Origin of the sequence: Alloyangia pacifica (assembly GCF_003111685.1) — a bacterium.
GTDB classification, from domain to species: Bacteria; Pseudomonadota; Alphaproteobacteria; order Rhodobacterales; family Rhodobacteraceae; genus Salipiger; species Salipiger pacificus_A.
The window spans coordinates 2132581-2148605 of the sequence record NZ_CP022189.1 but is presented as its reverse complement, the minus strand read 5'-3'; the positions used below and the strand labels follow the sequence as shown (position 1 = coordinate 2148605).

At 67.8% G+C, this 16025-nt stretch carries 11 protein-coding genes; 6 read left to right on the top strand and 5 right to left on the bottom strand.

What is annotated here, in order from left to right:
* Window positions 1-18: 18 nt before the first annotated feature.
* The 4 genes from CEW88_RS10330 to CEW88_RS10315 are packed head-to-tail and all read left to right on the top strand — an operon-like array spanning window position 19 to window position 2878.
* The gene (locus tag CEW88_RS10330) at window positions 19-612 is read left to right on the top strand and encodes an urease accessory protein UreE (protein WP_108966529.1); all 594 of its coding nucleotides are present in this window, start codon (window positions 19-21) and stop codon (window positions 610-612) included.
* A complete protein-coding gene (locus CEW88_RS10325) occupies window positions 602-1237 on the top strand; it encodes an urease accessory protein UreF (protein ID WP_108967735.1) in 636 nt (211 codons plus the stop codon). Before CEW88_RS10330 ends, CEW88_RS10325 begins: the two co-directional genes overlap by 11 nt.
* A 16-nt stretch (window positions 1238-1253) precedes the next feature.
* Window positions 1254-1886 (top strand): urease accessory protein UreG, encoded by a 633-nt coding sequence (gene ureG, locus CEW88_RS10320; protein ID WP_108966527.1) that lies wholly within the window; start codon window positions 1254-1256, stop codon window positions 1884-1886.
* Window positions 1883-2878, top strand: coding sequence for a ketopantoate reductase family protein (locus CEW88_RS10315; protein ID WP_108966526.1), 996 nt, complete (start codon window positions 1883-1885; stop codon window positions 2876-2878). Before ureG ends, CEW88_RS10315 begins: the two co-directional genes overlap by 4 nt.
* Window positions 2879-3085: 207 nt before the next feature.
* Here the strand turns inward: CEW88_RS10315 and CEW88_RS10310 are convergent, their stop codons facing one another.
* Both CEW88_RS10310 and CEW88_RS10305 read right to left on the bottom strand, forming a co-directional pair.
* Complete coding sequence (locus CEW88_RS10310; protein ID WP_108966524.1) at window positions 3086-7930, bottom strand: translocation/assembly module TamB domain-containing protein; 4845 nt, start codon at window positions 7928-7930, stop codon at window positions 3086-3088.
* Between the two features lie 20 nt (window positions 7931-7950).
* Window positions 7951-9771, bottom strand: a complete 1821-nt coding sequence (locus CEW88_RS10305; protein WP_108966522.1) for an autotransporter assembly complex protein TamA — start codon at window positions 9769-9771, stop codon at window positions 7951-7953.
* Window positions 9772-9986: 215 nt separating this feature from the next.
* On the opposite strand from CEW88_RS10305, the gene CEW88_RS10300 reads away from it, so the two are divergent.
* Together CEW88_RS10300 and CEW88_RS10295 are read left to right on the top strand one after the other, a co-directional pair.
* The gene (locus CEW88_RS10300) at window positions 9987-10898 is read left to right on the top strand and encodes an NAD-dependent epimerase/dehydratase family protein (protein WP_108966520.1); all 912 of its coding nucleotides are present in this window, start codon (window positions 9987-9989) and stop codon (window positions 10896-10898) included.
* A gap of 4 nt (window positions 10899-10902) precedes the next feature.
* Complete coding sequence (locus tag CEW88_RS10295) at window positions 10903-11466, top strand: DedA family protein (protein ID WP_108966519.1); 564 nt, start codon at window positions 10903-10905, stop codon at window positions 11464-11466.
* 76 nt (window positions 11467-11542) lie between these two features.
* On the opposite strand, the gene CEW88_RS10290 is transcribed toward CEW88_RS10295, so the two are convergent.
* From CEW88_RS10290 to dnaG, 3 genes are all read right to left on the bottom strand, one after another.
* A complete protein-coding gene (locus CEW88_RS10290; RefSeq protein WP_108966517.1) occupies window positions 11543-11827 on the bottom strand; it encodes an HlyU family transcriptional regulator in 285 nt (94 codons plus the stop codon).
* A 16-nt stretch (window positions 11828-11843) separates the two neighbouring features.
* Window positions 11844-13838: an RNA polymerase sigma factor RpoD gene (rpoD, locus tag CEW88_RS10285; protein WP_108966515.1), complete on the bottom strand. Its 1995-nt coding sequence runs from the start codon at window positions 13836-13838 to the stop codon at window positions 11844-11846.
* Between the two features lie 141 nt (window positions 13839-13979).
* Window positions 13980-15974, bottom strand: a complete 1995-nt coding sequence (gene dnaG / locus CEW88_RS10280) for a DNA primase (RefSeq protein WP_108966513.1) — start codon at window positions 15972-15974, stop codon at window positions 13980-13982.
* Window positions 15975-16025 lie beyond the last annotated feature (51 nt).

The following is a 16025-nucleotide window of genomic DNA, read 5'->3' as shown; positions in this document are numbered from 1 at the left end:
ATCCCCGGAGCCCTCCTCATGACAGCCCCCTCGACAAGCCTGTCCGTGTCTCACGAGATCGCCCGCAAGGGCGTCGTTCCCGAAGCGAGCCTGAGCGTGACCCTCAGCTACGAGGACCGCTTTCTACGCCGCAAGGTGCTGAAGAGCGACCAAGGCGAGAGCTTTCTCGTCGATCTCGCGCACACCGAGAGTCTCGACCAGGGCGACGCCTTTGTACTGACCGACGGACGCGCGGTGCGCGTCGAGGCCGCCGCCGAGCCGCTGCTGGCGGTGAGCGGAACACACCTGCCGCGGCTTGCGTGGCACATCGGCAACCGCCACACCCCCTGCCAGATCGAAGCCGCGCGGCTGCTGATCCAGCGCGACCACGTGATCCGCGACATGCTCGCCCATATCGGCGCGACGGTGGACGAGGTGCTCGAGCCGTTCACCCCCGAGGGCGGGGCCTATGGCCACGGCCGCACCCACGGCCATGACAACTCGCACGCGCACGGGCCAGAGGGGCACGCGCACAGCCACTCCCATTCGCACAGCCATGCGCACGCCCATGATCACGATAATGCGCACAGCCACAGCCATTCCCACGGTCCCGCGCACGCGCATGACGACTGATCCGCTGCTGACGCTGCACCAACTTTTCTCGCCCGCCTTCCCGGTGGGCGCCTTTGCCTATTCGCACGGGCTCGAGACGCTGGTGCAGGAGGGCCGCGTCACCACCGCCGCGCAGCTGCAGGGCTGGCTCGAGGCGGTTCTCCGGCACGGCGCGGGCTGGAGCGACGCGGTGCTTCTTGCGCAGGTGTCGCAGGGAGGGGACGTTGCAGAGCTGACGGACCTCGCCACGGCGCTTACTCCCTCCGCCGAGCGGCGGCTCGAGACAGTGAAACAGGGGGAGGCCTTTGCCGCCACCGTCCGCGACCTGTGGCGGGCCGATATCCTCCCCGCGCCCTATCCCGTGGCAGTGGGGCAGGCGGTGCGCGCGCTGGATCTGCCGCTGCTACCGGCGCTGCAACTCTACCTTCTGGCCTTCGCCTCGAACCTTGCGGCCGCCGGCATCCGCCTGATCCCGCTCGGCCAGACCGAGGGGCAGGCGGTGATCCGCGCGCTCTCGCCCCTCTGCGAGGCGCTTGCGGCGCAGGCCATGACCGCCAGCCTCGACGAGATCGGCGGCTTCTCCCCGCTCTCGGACATTGCCAGCCAGCGCCACGAGGCGCTCTATTCCCGTATCTTCCGATCCTGACACCTCTGGAGACCACATGACTTCCCCCAACGGACCCCTCCGCGTCGGCCTCGGCGGCCCCGTGGGCGCCGGCAAGACCACCCTCACCGCGGCGCTGGCCCGCGCCCTGCGCGACCGGCTCTCGATGGCCGTGGTGACCAATGACATCTACACCCGCGAGGACGCCGAGGAGCTGATGCGCCAGCAGATCCTGCCGCTCGACCGCATCAAGGGTGTCGAGACCGGCGGCTGCCCGCATACGGCGATCCGCGAGGATGCCTCGATCAACCTTGCCGCCATCGCCGAGCTGAACCAGACCTTCCCCGACCTCGACCTGATCCTCATCGAAAGCGGCGGCGACAACCTTTCAGCGACGTTCTCGCCCGAGCTGGCCGACGTGACGATCTACGTGATCGACGTGGCCGCGGGCGAGGAAATCCCGCGCAAGGGCGGTCCGGCGATCACCAAGTCGGACATCCTCGTGATCAACAAGACCGACCTCGCGCCCTACGTCGGCGCCTCGCTCGAGGTGATGGAGCGCGATGCGACGCGGATGCGGGCGGGCAAGCCGTTTGTCTTTGCCCAGGTCAAGCACGGCGAGGGCGTGGACGAGATCGTCTCGCTGCTCGCCAGGATCGGCGGACTGCCTCTGGCGGAGGCGGTGGCATGAGCCGGATCGTCATCCTTGGCGTTGGAGCCGTCGGCGGCACGCTGGCGGTCAAGCTGACCCTTGCCGGGCAGGAGGTGCTGGGCATCGCCCGCGGCGCGCAGCTCGAGGCGATCCGCGCTGGTGGGCTGACCCTGCTGACGCCCGAGGGCGCCTTGCAGGCCGAATTCCCCTGCGTGGCCAGCCCCGCCGAGGCGCAGCTGCGACCGGACGACGTGATCTTCCTGTGCGTGAAGACCCAGCACACCGAGGCCGCGCTCATGCAGCTGTGCGACGCGGGGCTGCAGGACCAACATGTCTTCTGTTTCCAGAATGGCGTCGAGAACGAGCGGCTGGCACTGCGCTACTTCCCCAACGTGCACGGCGTCACCGTCATGCTTCCGGCGGATTTCGTGCAGCCGGGCGAAGTGGTCTGCTACGGCGCGCCCTGCATCGGCTCGTTTGACATCGGGCGCTACCCCTCGGGCTTCGACGCCGCGGACACCGCGCTCGTCGCGCGGCTCGAGGCTGCGGGTTTTCCCTCTGCCACGCGCGCGGTGGTGATGGAGCGAAAATATGGCAAGCTCCTGATGAACCTCGGCAATATCGTGGGTGCCGCGCTTGGCGAAGAGGTCGACAGCACCGCAGTCACCGCTGCGCTCAAGGCCGAGGCCGAGGCGGTCATGGCCAAGGCGGAGATCGACTGGTCGGACCCCGCCGAGGAGGACGACAAGCGCGCGGCGCAGCTGAAGATCGTCGAGGTGCCGGGGGTGACGCGGGTCGGCAGCTCTACGGCGCAGAGCCTCGCGCGCGGGGCCGGCTCGGTCGAGACCGACTACCTGAACGGCGAGGTCGCGCTGCTGGGCCGGCTGCACGGCGTGCCCACCCCCTGCAACGCCTGGTTCACCGCGCTTGCCGCCCGGCTGGTGCGCGACGGTGCCGCGCCGGGGGCGGTGACGCTCGCCGAGGTCGAGGCCGCGCTGGGGCTCAGCGCAGAGGTCAGAGCGTCGCGATAACGCGTTTCGGGGACGATGCGGTAGAAACGACCGCCGATCACCCCGAACCGCCCTCGGGCCGGAAGAGCCTGATCCATGACGCCGCTCTCCCGGATGAACGACGGTGCCGTTCTGGAGAGCCGCAGAGCCGCAGGCAAGAATTGCACCATGGATGAAAAAGGGGTGTCCCCGCGGGGACACCCCTAGATGTTTCGGCGGCGCTGCGCCTTAGTAGTCGTGCTCGTAATAGATGCCGAGCGTGCTGTCGCCCTCCGAGGTCACGCTGCCCTTTGCCTTGAGGCTGGGGGTGATCTTGATGTTGAGGTTGACCGCGCTGCCGCCTCCGGAGTCGACTTCGACGTCGGTGTAGATGTCCTCCGAGATGTACTTGCCGAGCCGCAGCCCGGCCTCGCCCTCGTCGTTCGTGGTCACGTCGAGATCGTCCAGCCCGAGGTTCTGCCTCAGCCCGTCGACCGCGCCGGAGCCGCGCCCGGCGAGCGTGTTCACCGCCGCCGCGATCTGCAGCGCCTGGAAGCCCGAGATCTCGGTGATGTCACGTCCGAAAAGCAGCAATGCCAGCACTTCTTCCTCGGGGCGCGAGGGATCGGAGGAGAACTCGACGTCGGGCTCGGTGGCGAGCCCGGTGATGCTGACGGTCACCGTGGTGCTCTCGACCTGCGAGGTGGCGGCGATATCCAGCGTCGGGATGAACTCTCCGGTGAGCGCCATGGTCGCCCGGTCCAGCGTGAGCCGCTGGCCGAGGATGTCGAGCCGGCCGCGGATCAGGTCGAACCGGCCTTGCGGGATTACGTCGGTCGAGCTGCCGGTGATGCGCAGCGCGCCGCCAAGCTCCATGTCGAGGCCGCGGCCGCGCACGAAGATCTGCTGCGGCGCACGGATCACCAGGTCGAGCGGCAGCGCGTAGGCCGAGCCGCCGCCTTGCTTCTCCTCGTCGATCATCCCGGCCCGGATGCGGGTCACGCGCGAGCCGAAGGGCTCGGAGACATGGGTCAGCACGAAGCCATGGCTGCCCGGCCCGAGCCCGGTTTCGGGGATGCGGATTTCGGCGTTGTCGATAAGGATCTCACCGCCGATCGTAGGCCCGGTGAGCAGTGGCCCCGAGATCGTGACGTTGCCGCCGAGCTGCACCTGGTAGAGCCGCCGGTCCTCGAGCACGAGCTCGTCGAGCGCGATGCTGAGGCTGGCGGGGAAATCGCCGCTCATGCCGATGGTGCCGTCGACGTTGATCCGCCCGCCGGTGGCCAGCGCGGTCGAGGCAGTCAAGCTGGTCTGCCCGCCCGAGACATTGGCGTTGAGGTTGAGCCCGGTGAACTCGAGCCCGGCGGTGGGCACGATGACGCGCGCGCCGTTGACCGTGACGGTGCCGGAGAGGGAGTTCAGCGCCAGCGGTCCGTTCAGCTGCATGTTGAAATTCGCCATGCCTGACATGAGGTTGGGCGAGGCCACCTGATTGGCTAGCTCGAGCGGCGCATTGCCGGTGATCGCCAGGTTGGCGCTGCCGAAGTCCTGCGCGATGCTGCCCGAGACCTGCGCCCGCGTGCCGCCGGGGGCGGTGAGGTTGGTCTGCACCTGGTACTGGCCTCCGTTCTGGGTCAGCGTGCCCTCGGCGGTGGCGCGGCCGGGAAGCTGCGGCACCAGAAGGCCCAGATCGCGCAGCGCGATATTGTAGGTGATGCTGCTGTCACCGGTACCATAGGTGCCATTGGCGGTGGCGGTGATCTCGCGCGTCTGCACCTCGAGCTGTTGCACGTTCAGCGCCCCGTCCGCATCTCGGCTCAATTGCACCACGGCGCTGCCGTCGCCGCCGACGAGCTGGTCGACGGTGGGGATGCCAAGCGCCAGCGCGCGGGTGTCGAGCCGCCCATCGGCCGTAAGGCTGCCATCCTCGAGGTTGTAGGCGACGTTGCCGTCGAAGTTGACCCCGCCCGAAAGCGGCTGGCCGACCAGCGGCGCATAGGCGTTCAGCGAGGCGACCGAGGCGGTGCCATCGAAGCCCACCGCGCCGAGCTTGCCGCCGCCGAGCTTCTCGGCGGTGACGCGGCCCTGCGCGTTCGCCTCGCCCGGGCCGGAGCCGCTGAAGTCGAGCTGATAGGCGCCGTCACTTTCCTGCAGGGTGCCCCTGAGCTGCGCGCCGCCGGTGACGCCGGGCTGGATCAGCGACATGTCGGGCAGCGAAATGTCGAAGCTGGCGTTGCTGAGGCCGCTCTCGGCCGAGGGCTCCTTGCCGAGCAGCGCGGCGGTGTAGACATCGCCCTGCGCGGTGACCTGGATCGCCTGGCCGTTCACGTCGAGCTGCCGGATCTGCACCAGATCACCGTCATAGGCGACCGAAGCGTCGAGATCGACCGTGCCGGTGAGCAGCCCGTCCAGCTGCGCAATGCCGGTGCCGAGATCACGCGTGGTGCCGTCGAGCACCGCGTCGGCGGCGCCGGTGGCCATGTCGTAGGAGACGTCGGCGGTGAGGTTCAGCCCGCCCGCCAGCGCGCGTCCGACGAGCGGCTCGTAGATCGACAGGTCAGAGGCCGCGAGGTCGCCATCAAAGGTGACCATGCCGAGGCTGCCATCGGGCCGTTTCTCGGCGCTGGCCTTTCCGATGATGCGCACGTCGCCCGGCGCAGTGGCGTCGAGGTCGAGCAGGTAGGCGTTGCCCTCTTCCTGCAGCGTGCCGGTGAACCGTGCGGGGCCGGTGATCTCGGGCTGGATCAGCGACATGTCGGGCAGGGAGATGTCGAAGCTGGCGTCGCTCTGGCCTGCACTTGCCGACGGGGTGCCGCCCAGCAGGGCGGCGGTATAGACCTCGCCTTCGGCCGAGACCTGCACAGCCTGACCGTTCACCGTCAGCTGGCGGATCCGCGCCAGATCGCCATCATAGGCAACCGAGGCGTCAAGATCGACCGCCCCGGTGAGCAGCCCGTCCACCTGCGCGATGCCGGTTTCGACGTTGGTCAGGCGACCGTTCAGCACGGCATCGATGGCGCCGCCGTCGAGCGTATAGGTGACGTCGGTCTTCAGATCGACGCCGCCCGCCAGCGGTCTTCCGGCCAGCGGGGCATAGGCCGCCAGGTCCTGTGCTGCGGCATCGCCCATGAAGCGCAGGAACCCGATGCCGCCACCTTCGAGCTTGCTTGCGGTCAGCAGGCCATCGAGATCGATGCCGCCCGGCGCAGTGCCCTCGATGTCGAGGCGGTAGGCTTCGGGGGTTTCGTCGAGCGTGCCGGAGACCTGCACCGCGCCCGAAAGCCCGTCCTGCACCTTCGAGACGTCCGGGATAGAGATGTCGAAGGTGCCGGTGCTACCGCCGGTCTGCAGCTTGGCCTCGGCAGTGGCCTTGAGACCCTCGCCCGAGAGGTCGAGGCGGCGCAGCTCGGTGCCTTCCTCGTTGCGGACTGCAGAGGCGAATAGCTCGACCTGCCCCTCGAGCAGGCCGTCGGCCTGCGCGATGCCGGTCTTCAGATCGAGCGTGCGGCCCTGCGCGGTGATGTCGAAGCGGCCCGCGACCGGCTCGATGGAGCCCTTTACCGCAAGGTCGGCATCGCCGCCGAGAGGGCGCTTGGCAAGACCGGAGAAGCGGCCGATGTCCTCGGCCTGCACGCTGAGATCGGGCTCGATGATGATGTTGCCGCTGTTGCCGAGGCCCGAGAAGGTCACGTCACCGGCGAGCGAGAGCCCCGCGCCGCCGAAGTCGATCTGCCGCAGGTAGAGCGGATCGCCCGCTTGCCAGTCGATCTGCATGACGCCCCTCAACTCCTCGCCCGCGGCGTCGGCCATGGAGGCGTCGGCGAAGTCGAGGCCCGTGGCATCGAAGGTCAGCTGCGCCTCGACCCCGCCAGGCAGGGAGGCGCCGGCGCTGCGGCGGATGGTGCCACGTCCGGCGATGTCGGCGCGGTCGATGGACATGTTGGGGCGGTCGATGCCCTCGGCGACCAGATCGAGAATGAAGGCCTCGCCCTGCGATGCGTCGAAGTCGAGCGTCAGCGTGGCGGTGTCGAGCATGGTGACGTCGCCGGACATGGCCAGCCGCACCGGGCTGCCGTCGTCGGAGGCAATTTCGCCGTCGAGTTTCAGCAGCTCGGGCCAGCCGTCTGCGCCGATCCGCGCCGAGCCGGTGAGCGAGACCATTGCGGTTTGCAGGTCCAGCTTTTCCAGATCGAGCGTGCCGTCCGAGCCCTGCAGGCCCGTGACCTGCAGGCTCTGCTCGGGTCCGAAGAAGTCGCGGTGCTCCTCTGGCAGCAGCGGGCGGAGGTCGCCCGAGAGATCGGCGGTGAACTGGCGCCCGGCTTCGGAGCTGCCCTGCAGCGTGACCTGTCCCCCCAACCGTTCCTCGCCGTCGGTGGCGAGCTGCAGGTCGGCGGTGAAATCGTCGAGCACGCCGTCGCCCTTGACCGTCAGCGCCAAAGAGGGCGCTCCGGGCAGGCCCAGCTTGGTGCCGACGACTCCGCCGCTGTCCTCTTCGAGCGCGAGGTCGATGTTGAGCGTGCCGCTGTCGTTGGCGTAGCTGCCTGCGAGAGTCAGCGAATCCCGCGGCCCGTCGAGCCGGTTCACCGAGATGTCGGCATTGCCTTCGCCATCCGCGAGTTTGGCCGAGCCTTGGACCTCCAGCGCGATCTCCTCGCCCATCAGCGGGGCGCCGAGTTCGACACGGGCGATATTCAGCGCGCCGACCTCGACCGAGACGGGCAGATCGGGCAGAGCGAAATCGCCCGAGGCCTCGGGGGCGGGGGCCTCGCCCTCGGTAATCGGGGCACGCGCGATGGCGAGCCGCTCGGCGCTGAGCTCGTTGACGACGAGCTGGCCGCGCAGCAGTGCGGTGCGGCGCCAGTTGAGCTTGGCATTCTCGAGCGTCAGCCAGACGCCGTCGGAGTCGGAAATGGTCATCCGCTCCAGCGTTGCCTCGGAGCTCAGCGCGCCGCGAAAGCCGATGATGCGCACGTCGCGCCCGGCGCCGGAGAGGGAATCCTCGATCAGCCGTTCAAGAAAGCCGCCGCTGTCCTCGTCTTCCTCCTGCGCCAGCGCAGGCGGGGCCGCCAGAAAGAGCGGCAGCATCAGCAGCATCAAAAGTCTTTTGAGAAGGGTCAAAACGCTTGTCCTATCCCGAGGTAAATCTGAACGCCGTCGCCGGTGTCGCCGCCGGCGGGCATGGCGACATCGAAGCGCAGCGGGCCGATGCCCGTCTTGTAGCGCACGCCGAGACCGGCACCCGCGTGCCATTCGCCGTCATCGCCGCCGGGGGTGCTGTCGCGGCCAACGTAGCCTGCGTCGTAGAAGACCACCGCGCCGAGGCTTTCGCCGATGTCCTGCCGAAACTCGGCCGAGAGCGCTGCGAAGCTGCGGCCGCCGATGGTGTCGCCGTCGCCGATGTCGATGGCCAGTGACTGATAGGGCTGGCCACGGACGGTGCCGGCGCCACCGGAATAGAAGAGGTAGTCGGGCGGGGTTTCGTCGATGTCGGGGCCGAGGACCGAGCCCAGCATGACCCGCCCTGCCAGCACCGAGCGCTCGCGTTCGCCGAGCGCGAGATAGCCGCGGAAGTCGCCGTAGAGCCGCGCGCCGTTGGGATCGTCGCGCAGGTTCATGAAGGGGGTCGCCTCGGCCAGCGCGTAAAAGCCGTGTCGCGGGTCGAACTCGTTGTCGCGGCGATCGTATTCGGCCTTCATCGGCAGGGTCAGCAGCTCGAAGGTGCGCTCGCCGAGATCGTCGGTGGTCTCGGAGTAAAGATAGCCGACGCCGATTTCGGTATAGAGATGATCGGTGAGCTGGCGGGTGATGCCGAGGGTCAGCTCGATGCTGTCCAGATCGTAGTTCGGCTCTTGCAGGTGCTGCAGCTCGGTCTCGAAGAAGCCGTTGGTCTCGGGTCCGATGACGGCGGGCACGTCGAGCCGCCCGGTGAGCGTGTAGTCGAGCGTGTCGGCCTGATCGGTGATGTCGGTGATCGAGGCGTCGAAGCGCAGTCGTTCGGCGCCGCCGAGGATGTTGCGGTGCAGCCAGTAGCCGGTGAGCGACAGACCTTCGAGCGAGCTGATCTCGGCGCCGGCGCCAACGCGCCGCGGCTTGGAGTCGACAACCTGGAGCGTGTAGTCGAGCGTGCCGTCGGGGTTGGGCACCTCCTTCTCGCGCAGGGTGACCGTGGCAAAGGCGCCGGTGCGGGTGAGCCGATCGACCGCATCGTTGACCTCTTGCGGATCGTATATCTCGCCAGTGGGCAGCCCGGCGATGCGTCGCCGGGCGCTGCCGCGCACGGCGCTCTTGCCGACGTTGAGCAGCCGGCCGAAGCGCAGACGCGGGCCGGTGGTCACCCCGAGGTCCACATCGACGTAGCGGCTGACGTGGTTGGCGGTCACATCCTCGCGGGTCAGCTCGGCCTTGGGGTAGCCGACGTTGCGCCAGCCGTCGACGGCTGCCTGCGCGGCGCCGCTGATGGTGCTCGCGCGGGCGCGGTCGCGGGTCTTGAAGTCCGAGGGCAGTTCGGTGCCGGGGGCCAGCGGCGCCACGTTGGTGCGCCCGAAGCGGAAGCTGGGGCCGCGCTTGACCAGAACGTCGACCCGGTTCACCGACTGCGGCGTGGTGAGCAGCGGGATGTCGGCCGCCTCGCGCCCGTCGATGCGGATCGACACTTCGGGTCCGTAATAGCCGTTGGAATAGAGCGTCTCGACGATGATTCCGTAGTCCTGCAGCGCCGCGGCGAGCACGTCCGGCCCCTGGGTCTTGCCGTCGGTCTTGGCGCGCACCAGCGCCGAGTAGGTGGTGATCTGGTCCTGAATGTCCTGGTCGAGCTCCGGGAATGCGAAGCTGAGCGTTTCGAAGGCCGAGGCCGGCAGGGCGGCGAGGCTCAGGGCGAGGCTCAGGGAAATAAGAGAGTGCCGAGGGCGCAATGAACTGTCCTTTCTCGAAACCATGCGGGCACCTTAACGCAGCGGAAGTGCTGCGGCTAGGCGCAGCGGCAATAAGGTCAGCGTTCCGGGTGATTTAGCGCTCATCGGTCACGGGGCGACCGCCGACTCGCGGCGGGAGGCCGCCGGGACGCGGAAAAGCCGCGGCGCGGCTTGCCGTAAGGTCGGTGCGGCACTATCCCGATCAAGAGGCAGCTTGGCAAAAAGGGCAGGGCATCACGATGGCGACGCAGACCTATGTGACCGGATGCGCCGGCGTGCTCGGCTTCGAAATCCTGCGCGCGTTCAACGCGGCGGGCCTGCCGGTCACCGGCATCTCGCGCAGCGCGCTGCCCGAAGGGGCGGCGGCGCTGCCGCACGTGCGGGTGAGCGACGCACTGCACCCGGGCTGGCTGGCGCCGGGCGATGCGGGGGCCACCATCGTGCATTGCGCGGGCCTGTCGGACGCGCGGCGGCGCTTCGGCTCGATCGGTGAGTTGTCGCAAGAGATCACCCGGCCGCAGACAGATTTCGTCGAGGCGCTGGTGGCGCGCGGCTGGCGCGGGCATTTCATCTATCTGTCCACCGCGGCGGTCTACGGCGACACGGACGCGCTGCCGATCCCCGAGACCCGCGAGCCACAGCCCAAGGGGTATTACGCGCTGCACAAGCTGGCGATGGAGGAGGCTCTGTTGTTCCTCGCCGCGCAGCATGGCTTCCGGCTCACTCTGCTGCGGCTTGGAAACCCCTATGGCACGGCGATGCCTGGGCGCGAGCGGGGGGTGATGCGGCTGCTGCTCGATGCGCTGGCCAGTGGCGCGCCTTTCACCGTCTATGGCAGAGGCGAGACCTCGCGCGACTACCTGCACATGGATGACTTCTGCGGCGCGGTGGCGCGGGTGGCGACCGGCCCGCTGCCGGCGGCGGTGACCCGGCTCAACCTCGGCGCGGGTGAGGGATGTTCGCTGAACGCGTTGATCGCGAAGCTGGAGGCGGCCACCGGACGCCAGCTCAACCTCGTCAGCGAACCTTCGGCGCTGGAGGTGAAGTCGAGCGTGCTCGATATCGCGCGCGCGCGACGCGTCCTTGACTGGGCGCCGCAGGTGTCGCTGGACGACGGGCTGGCACGCATGGTCGCGGACTACGGGCTTTGAGGCGATGATCGACGCGCTGATCGCCAAATACGGTCTGATCATCGTCTACCTCGGCTGCGCGCTCGAAGGCGACACGGTCGCCATCACCTCTGGGTTGCTGGCGCATCACAAGTTGCTGCCGCTCTGGCCGACCCTTGCCGCCGCTTGGGCTGGGGCTTGGAGCGCGGACGCCGTGATCTTCCTGCTGGCGCGGCACTACCGCGATCACCCGCGGGTCCTGCGCCTCCTCGCCCACCCGGTGTCGCAGAAGATGGCGCGGCGGTTCCTCGGGCGTCCGGTCCTGCTGGCCGCGGTCTTCCGATTCCTGCCGGGAATGCGCACGGTGACGCCGGTGCTTTTGGCCACGGGCGCGCGGCTGAGCCCGGCGCTCTACCTTCCGCTCACCTGCGTTTCGGCGCTTGTCTGGGCCGGGGTGATGGTGGTTATAGGCCATGGCATCGGCGGGCTGGTGCACCGCATCTGGGGGCATGTCGACCGGACCGAACTGTTGCTGGCGCTGCCGGTGCTCCTGGTCGCGCTGTTCCTTGGGCACCGGCTGTGGCAGATGCGGCGGGATCTGCGCGACTAGACCTACCGGACCTGGCCGGCGCCGCAAAAGAAAACGCCGCCCCGGAGGGCGGCGTCTTGCCTTCCGCGGACGGGCGTCAGCCGAAGAGCCGGCTGCCCTGTTCGTCGATCATCTGCTTAGCCTTGCGGATCGACGCCTCGACGGCCTCGTCGCGGTCGCGGATGACGTCGGCGCGGATCAGTTCGTGCACCTTGGTCTCGCCGTTCACCTCGCCCTCGATGCGGGCGGCGATGCGGAACTGACCCTCCGCCGGTTGCGGCGTGGGAAAGATGCGGAAGCCGCTATATTCGACGGCCTCCGCCTGCGGCTCTGCCTTGGCGGGGCCGGAGCTGCCGCCGAAGAGACGAGACCAGAAGGACATGGGCGTTCCTCCGCGTTTACTGGTCGAGGAAGGAGCGCAGCTTGCGCGACCGCGACGGGTGCTTGAGCTTGCGCAGGGCCTTGGCTTCGATCTGGCGGATCCGTTCGCGGGTCACCGAGAACTGCTGGCCAACCTCTTCCAGCGTGTGGTCGGTGTTCATGCCGATGCCGAAACGCATCCGCAGAACCCGCTCTTCACGCGGGGTGAGCGAGGAGAGCACGCGGGTGGTGGTCTCCTTGAGGTTTTCCTGAATCGCCGAGTCGAGCGGCAGGATCGCGTTCTTGTCCTCGATGAAATCGCCGAGCTGCGAATCTTCCTCGTCGCCGATCGGCGTTTCGAGCGAGATCGGTTCCTTGGCGATCTTCATCACCTTACGGACCTTCTCGAGCGGCATCTGCAGCTTTTCCGCCAGCTCTTCCGGGGTCGGCTCGCGGCCGATCTCGTGCAGCATCTGGCGGCCGGTGCGGACCAGCTTGTTGATCGTCTCGATCATGTGCACCGGGATACGGATGGTGCGCGCCTGGTCGGCGATCGAGCGGGTGATCGCCTGACGGATCCACCAGGTCGCATAGGTCGAGAACTTGTAGCCGCGGCGGTACTCGAACTTGTCCACGGCCTTCATCAGGCCGATGTTGCCTTCCTGGATCAGGTCGAGGAACTGCAGCCCGCGGTTGGTGTATTTCTTGGCGATGGAGATCACGAGGCGCAGGTTGGCCTCGACCATCTCCTTCTTGGCCTGACGCGCTTCTTTCTCGCCCTTCTGCACCTGCTGGACGATGCGGCGGAATTCGCTGATGTCGAGGCCGACGTACTGGCCGACCTGCGCCATGTCGGCACGCAGCTCTTCTGCCTTGTCCGAGAAGCGCTCGATGAACATCTGCCAGCCGCGACCGTCCTTGGCCGCCATGTGGTCCATCCAGTTCGGATCAAGTTCGCGGCCACGGTACTCGTCGATGAACTCGCGGCGGTTGATGCGGGCCTGGTCGGCCAGCTTCACCATCGAGCTGTCGATCATCATGATCCGCTTGTTAATGCCGTAGAGCTGGTCGATCAGCGCCTCGATGCGGTTGTTGTGCAGGTGAAGCCCGTTCACCAGCACCACGATTTCCGAACGCACGCGCTGGTACTGCGCCTCGTCCTCGGCCGAGAAGGAGCCATCCTCGTTCAGCGTGGCGCTGATCCGGGCATCCTGCATTTCCGACAGGGTTTCGTAATCGGCTGCGATCGTGTCGAGGGTTTCCAGAACGCGCGGCTTCAGCGCGGTCTCCATCGCGGCCAACGACATGCTGGCCTGGTCGTCCTCGTCCTCTTCGTCATCACGGCGCAGCGGATTGCCGTCGGCATCGAGTTCGGGCTCGTTGCTGCGCTGCTTCTGCGCCGAGGCGTCGCCGCCGGTGCCGACCACCGGCTCGTCCAGCTCGCCGTCCTCGTCGAGCTGGTTGCCGAAGGTCGCCTCGAGGTCGATCACGTCGCGCAGGAGGATTTCCTCGCTGAGAAGTTCCTCGCGCCAGATGGTGATCGCCTGGAAGGTCAGCGGGCTTTCGCAGAGGCCCGCGATCATCGTGTTGCGGCCAGCCTCGATGCGCTTGGCGATGGCGATTTCGCCCTCGCGCGAGAGCAGTTCGACCGAGCCCATCTCGCGCAGGTACATGCGCACCGGGTCATCGGTGCGGTCGAGCTTCTCGGCGCCCCCGGACGACAGCGCGACGTCGCGACCACGCGAGGCGTCGACCAGATCGGTCGAGCCCTTCGCCTTGTCGTCGCCGTCTTCCGATTCCTCGTCCTCTTCGGTGACCTGGATGCCCATTTCGGAGAGCATCGACATCACGTCTTCGATCTGGTCTGAGCTGACCTGATCGGGCGGCAGAACCTGGTTCAGCTGGTCATAGGTGATAAAGCCACGCTCGCGCGCCTCGGCGATCATCTTCTTGACCGCGGCCTGGCTCATGTCGAGGCTGTGTGCGTCGTCCTGAGTTTCCGGCTTGGCGTCGTCGTTGTCTTTGGCTGCCATGAAGTGCTCCGTCAAAGGGAGGGGCCGGTTCTGGCCGGCACTCGCGCAAGTGAAGTGATTCGATTTTGCGAATCATGGGGGGAATCGTTTGATTCGGCCACCCGTCTACCGGTTTTTCCTCCAGTTTCCCTAAATGGCCATCTAGTTCTGACCTTTGGAAAAGCGAATCTGCTGCAGCAACGCGTCAAAGGCGCTGCGTTCTTCCTTGTCCATGCGGGCGCCATTCGCGCCCACGTCGAATTCCACGTCATCCTCGGACCGGTTCATCACGGCCTGGTTGCGTGCCTGCGCTGCCTGTCCCAGGCGCCAGGTGAGGGCTTCGTCCGCCAGGCTTTCCATGTCCTCCAGAGCCTCGGCGAGTTCGGCCACGAGTCCAGCCTGAGCGGCGATTTTTGCGAACTCCTCGGCCACCGTCAGGCGGGCGAGCTCGCTGTCACCGAAATGTCGCAGGCAGGGTACGACAGCCACATGGCGTGCCCCGAGCAGGGAATCAAGGGCCTTGGGTCCGATTCTCTGCATCGCCTCGTCCTGGAGTGTCTCGGGGTCGTCGGTCACCCCCGCCAGCAAAAGGCTGCGCAGGGCGGCGTGCGAGGGGTCCTGGCAGGGCAGCGTCTCGAGCGGGCTCTCGAATTCGGCCATCAGCGCGGGGTAGCGCAGCAGCACGGCGAGGATGACATCCTCGCGCAGGCGGGTCTCGGCGGCGTCGCCGGCGGCCACCAGCAGCGAGGCCTTGGCCGAGGCGCTCGGCGCGATAGGCACGGCCTGGCCCCATTTCTGCGTGCGCTTGCCGTTGCGGAAAGGAGTGTATTGGCTCGCGCTTCCCGAGAACCCGCCGGACTGGCCGCCGCGCTTGCCGCGGAAGAGCTGCCAACGCAGGTCCTTGATCTCGTCGCCGTAGTGGCGGCGCAGGTCGGGGTGCTGGATCCGCTTGATCGCGGCGCGCAGCGTCGCGTCGAGGGCGGCCTTGCGTTCGGGGCTGTCGAAGACCTTGCCCTCGGTCTCGCGCCGCCAGAGAAGCTGCACCATGGGCAGCGCCTGGTCGAGCACGGCCTTCACCGCCTGCGGCCCCTTCGCGCGGAGCAGATCATCGGGGTCCTGCCCCTCGGGCATGAGGGCGAACCGCAGCCCTTTGCCCGGCACCAGCAAGGGCAGGGCCGTGTCGATCACCCGGTAGGCGGCGCGCAGCCCGGCCTTGTCGCCGTCGAGGGCGATCACCGGCTCGTCGGCGATGCGCCACAGGAGGGCGAGCTGATGCTCGGTCACCGCCGTGCCGAGCGGCGCGACCGAGGCTTCGAACCCGGCTTCGCTGAGGGCGATCACATCCATGTAGCCCTCGGCGACGATCAGCGGCTGGCCCTTGCCCGCCGCCTCGCGCGCGGGCGCGTGGTTATAGAGGTTGCGGCCCTTGTCGAAGAGATCGGTCTCGGGCGAGTTGAGGTATTTCGCATTATCGCGCGGATCCATCGCACGCCCGCCAAAGGCGATCGCGCGGCCGCGACCGTCGCGGATCGGGAACATGATGCGGTTGCGGAAGACGTCATAGGGCGCGCGGCCCTTGTCCGAGGGCTTGGCCAGCCCGGCGCCGAGGATCAGATCCTCGGCCACGTCCTGTCCGCGCAGGTGATCCCAGAGCCCCTGCCAGCCGTTCGGCGCGAAGCCGAGCTCGAACCGGTCCTGCACCTCCTGCTTGAGGCCGCGCCGCTCGAGATAGCCACGCGCCTCGGCGGCGGCGCCGGTGCGCAGCTGCATCCGGTAAAAGCGCAGCGCCTGTTCCATCACCTCGGCGAGCTGGCTGCGGCGGTCGGCCTTCTGCGCGGCCTGCGGATCGCGCGCCGGCATCGGCATCCCGGCCTCGCGGGCGAGGATCTCGACGGCTTCCATGAAGTCGACGTTCTCGCTCTCGCGGATGAAGGAGATGGCGTCGCCCTTCGCGTGGCAGCCGAAACAGTAGTAGAAGCCCTTGCGGTCATCGACGTGGAAGGACGCGGACTTCTCTTGGTGGAACGGGCAGGGCGCCCACATGTCCCCCTTGGCCTGGTTCGATTTCCGGCTGTCCCACATGACCTTGCGGCCCACGACCTGAGACAGGCTCGTGCGCGTGCGCAACTCGTCGAGGAAACCGGGTGGAAGACTCATGCTCGGAGTATCAATGCACAACGGAGCCGAGTCCATGCGACTCGACCGGGG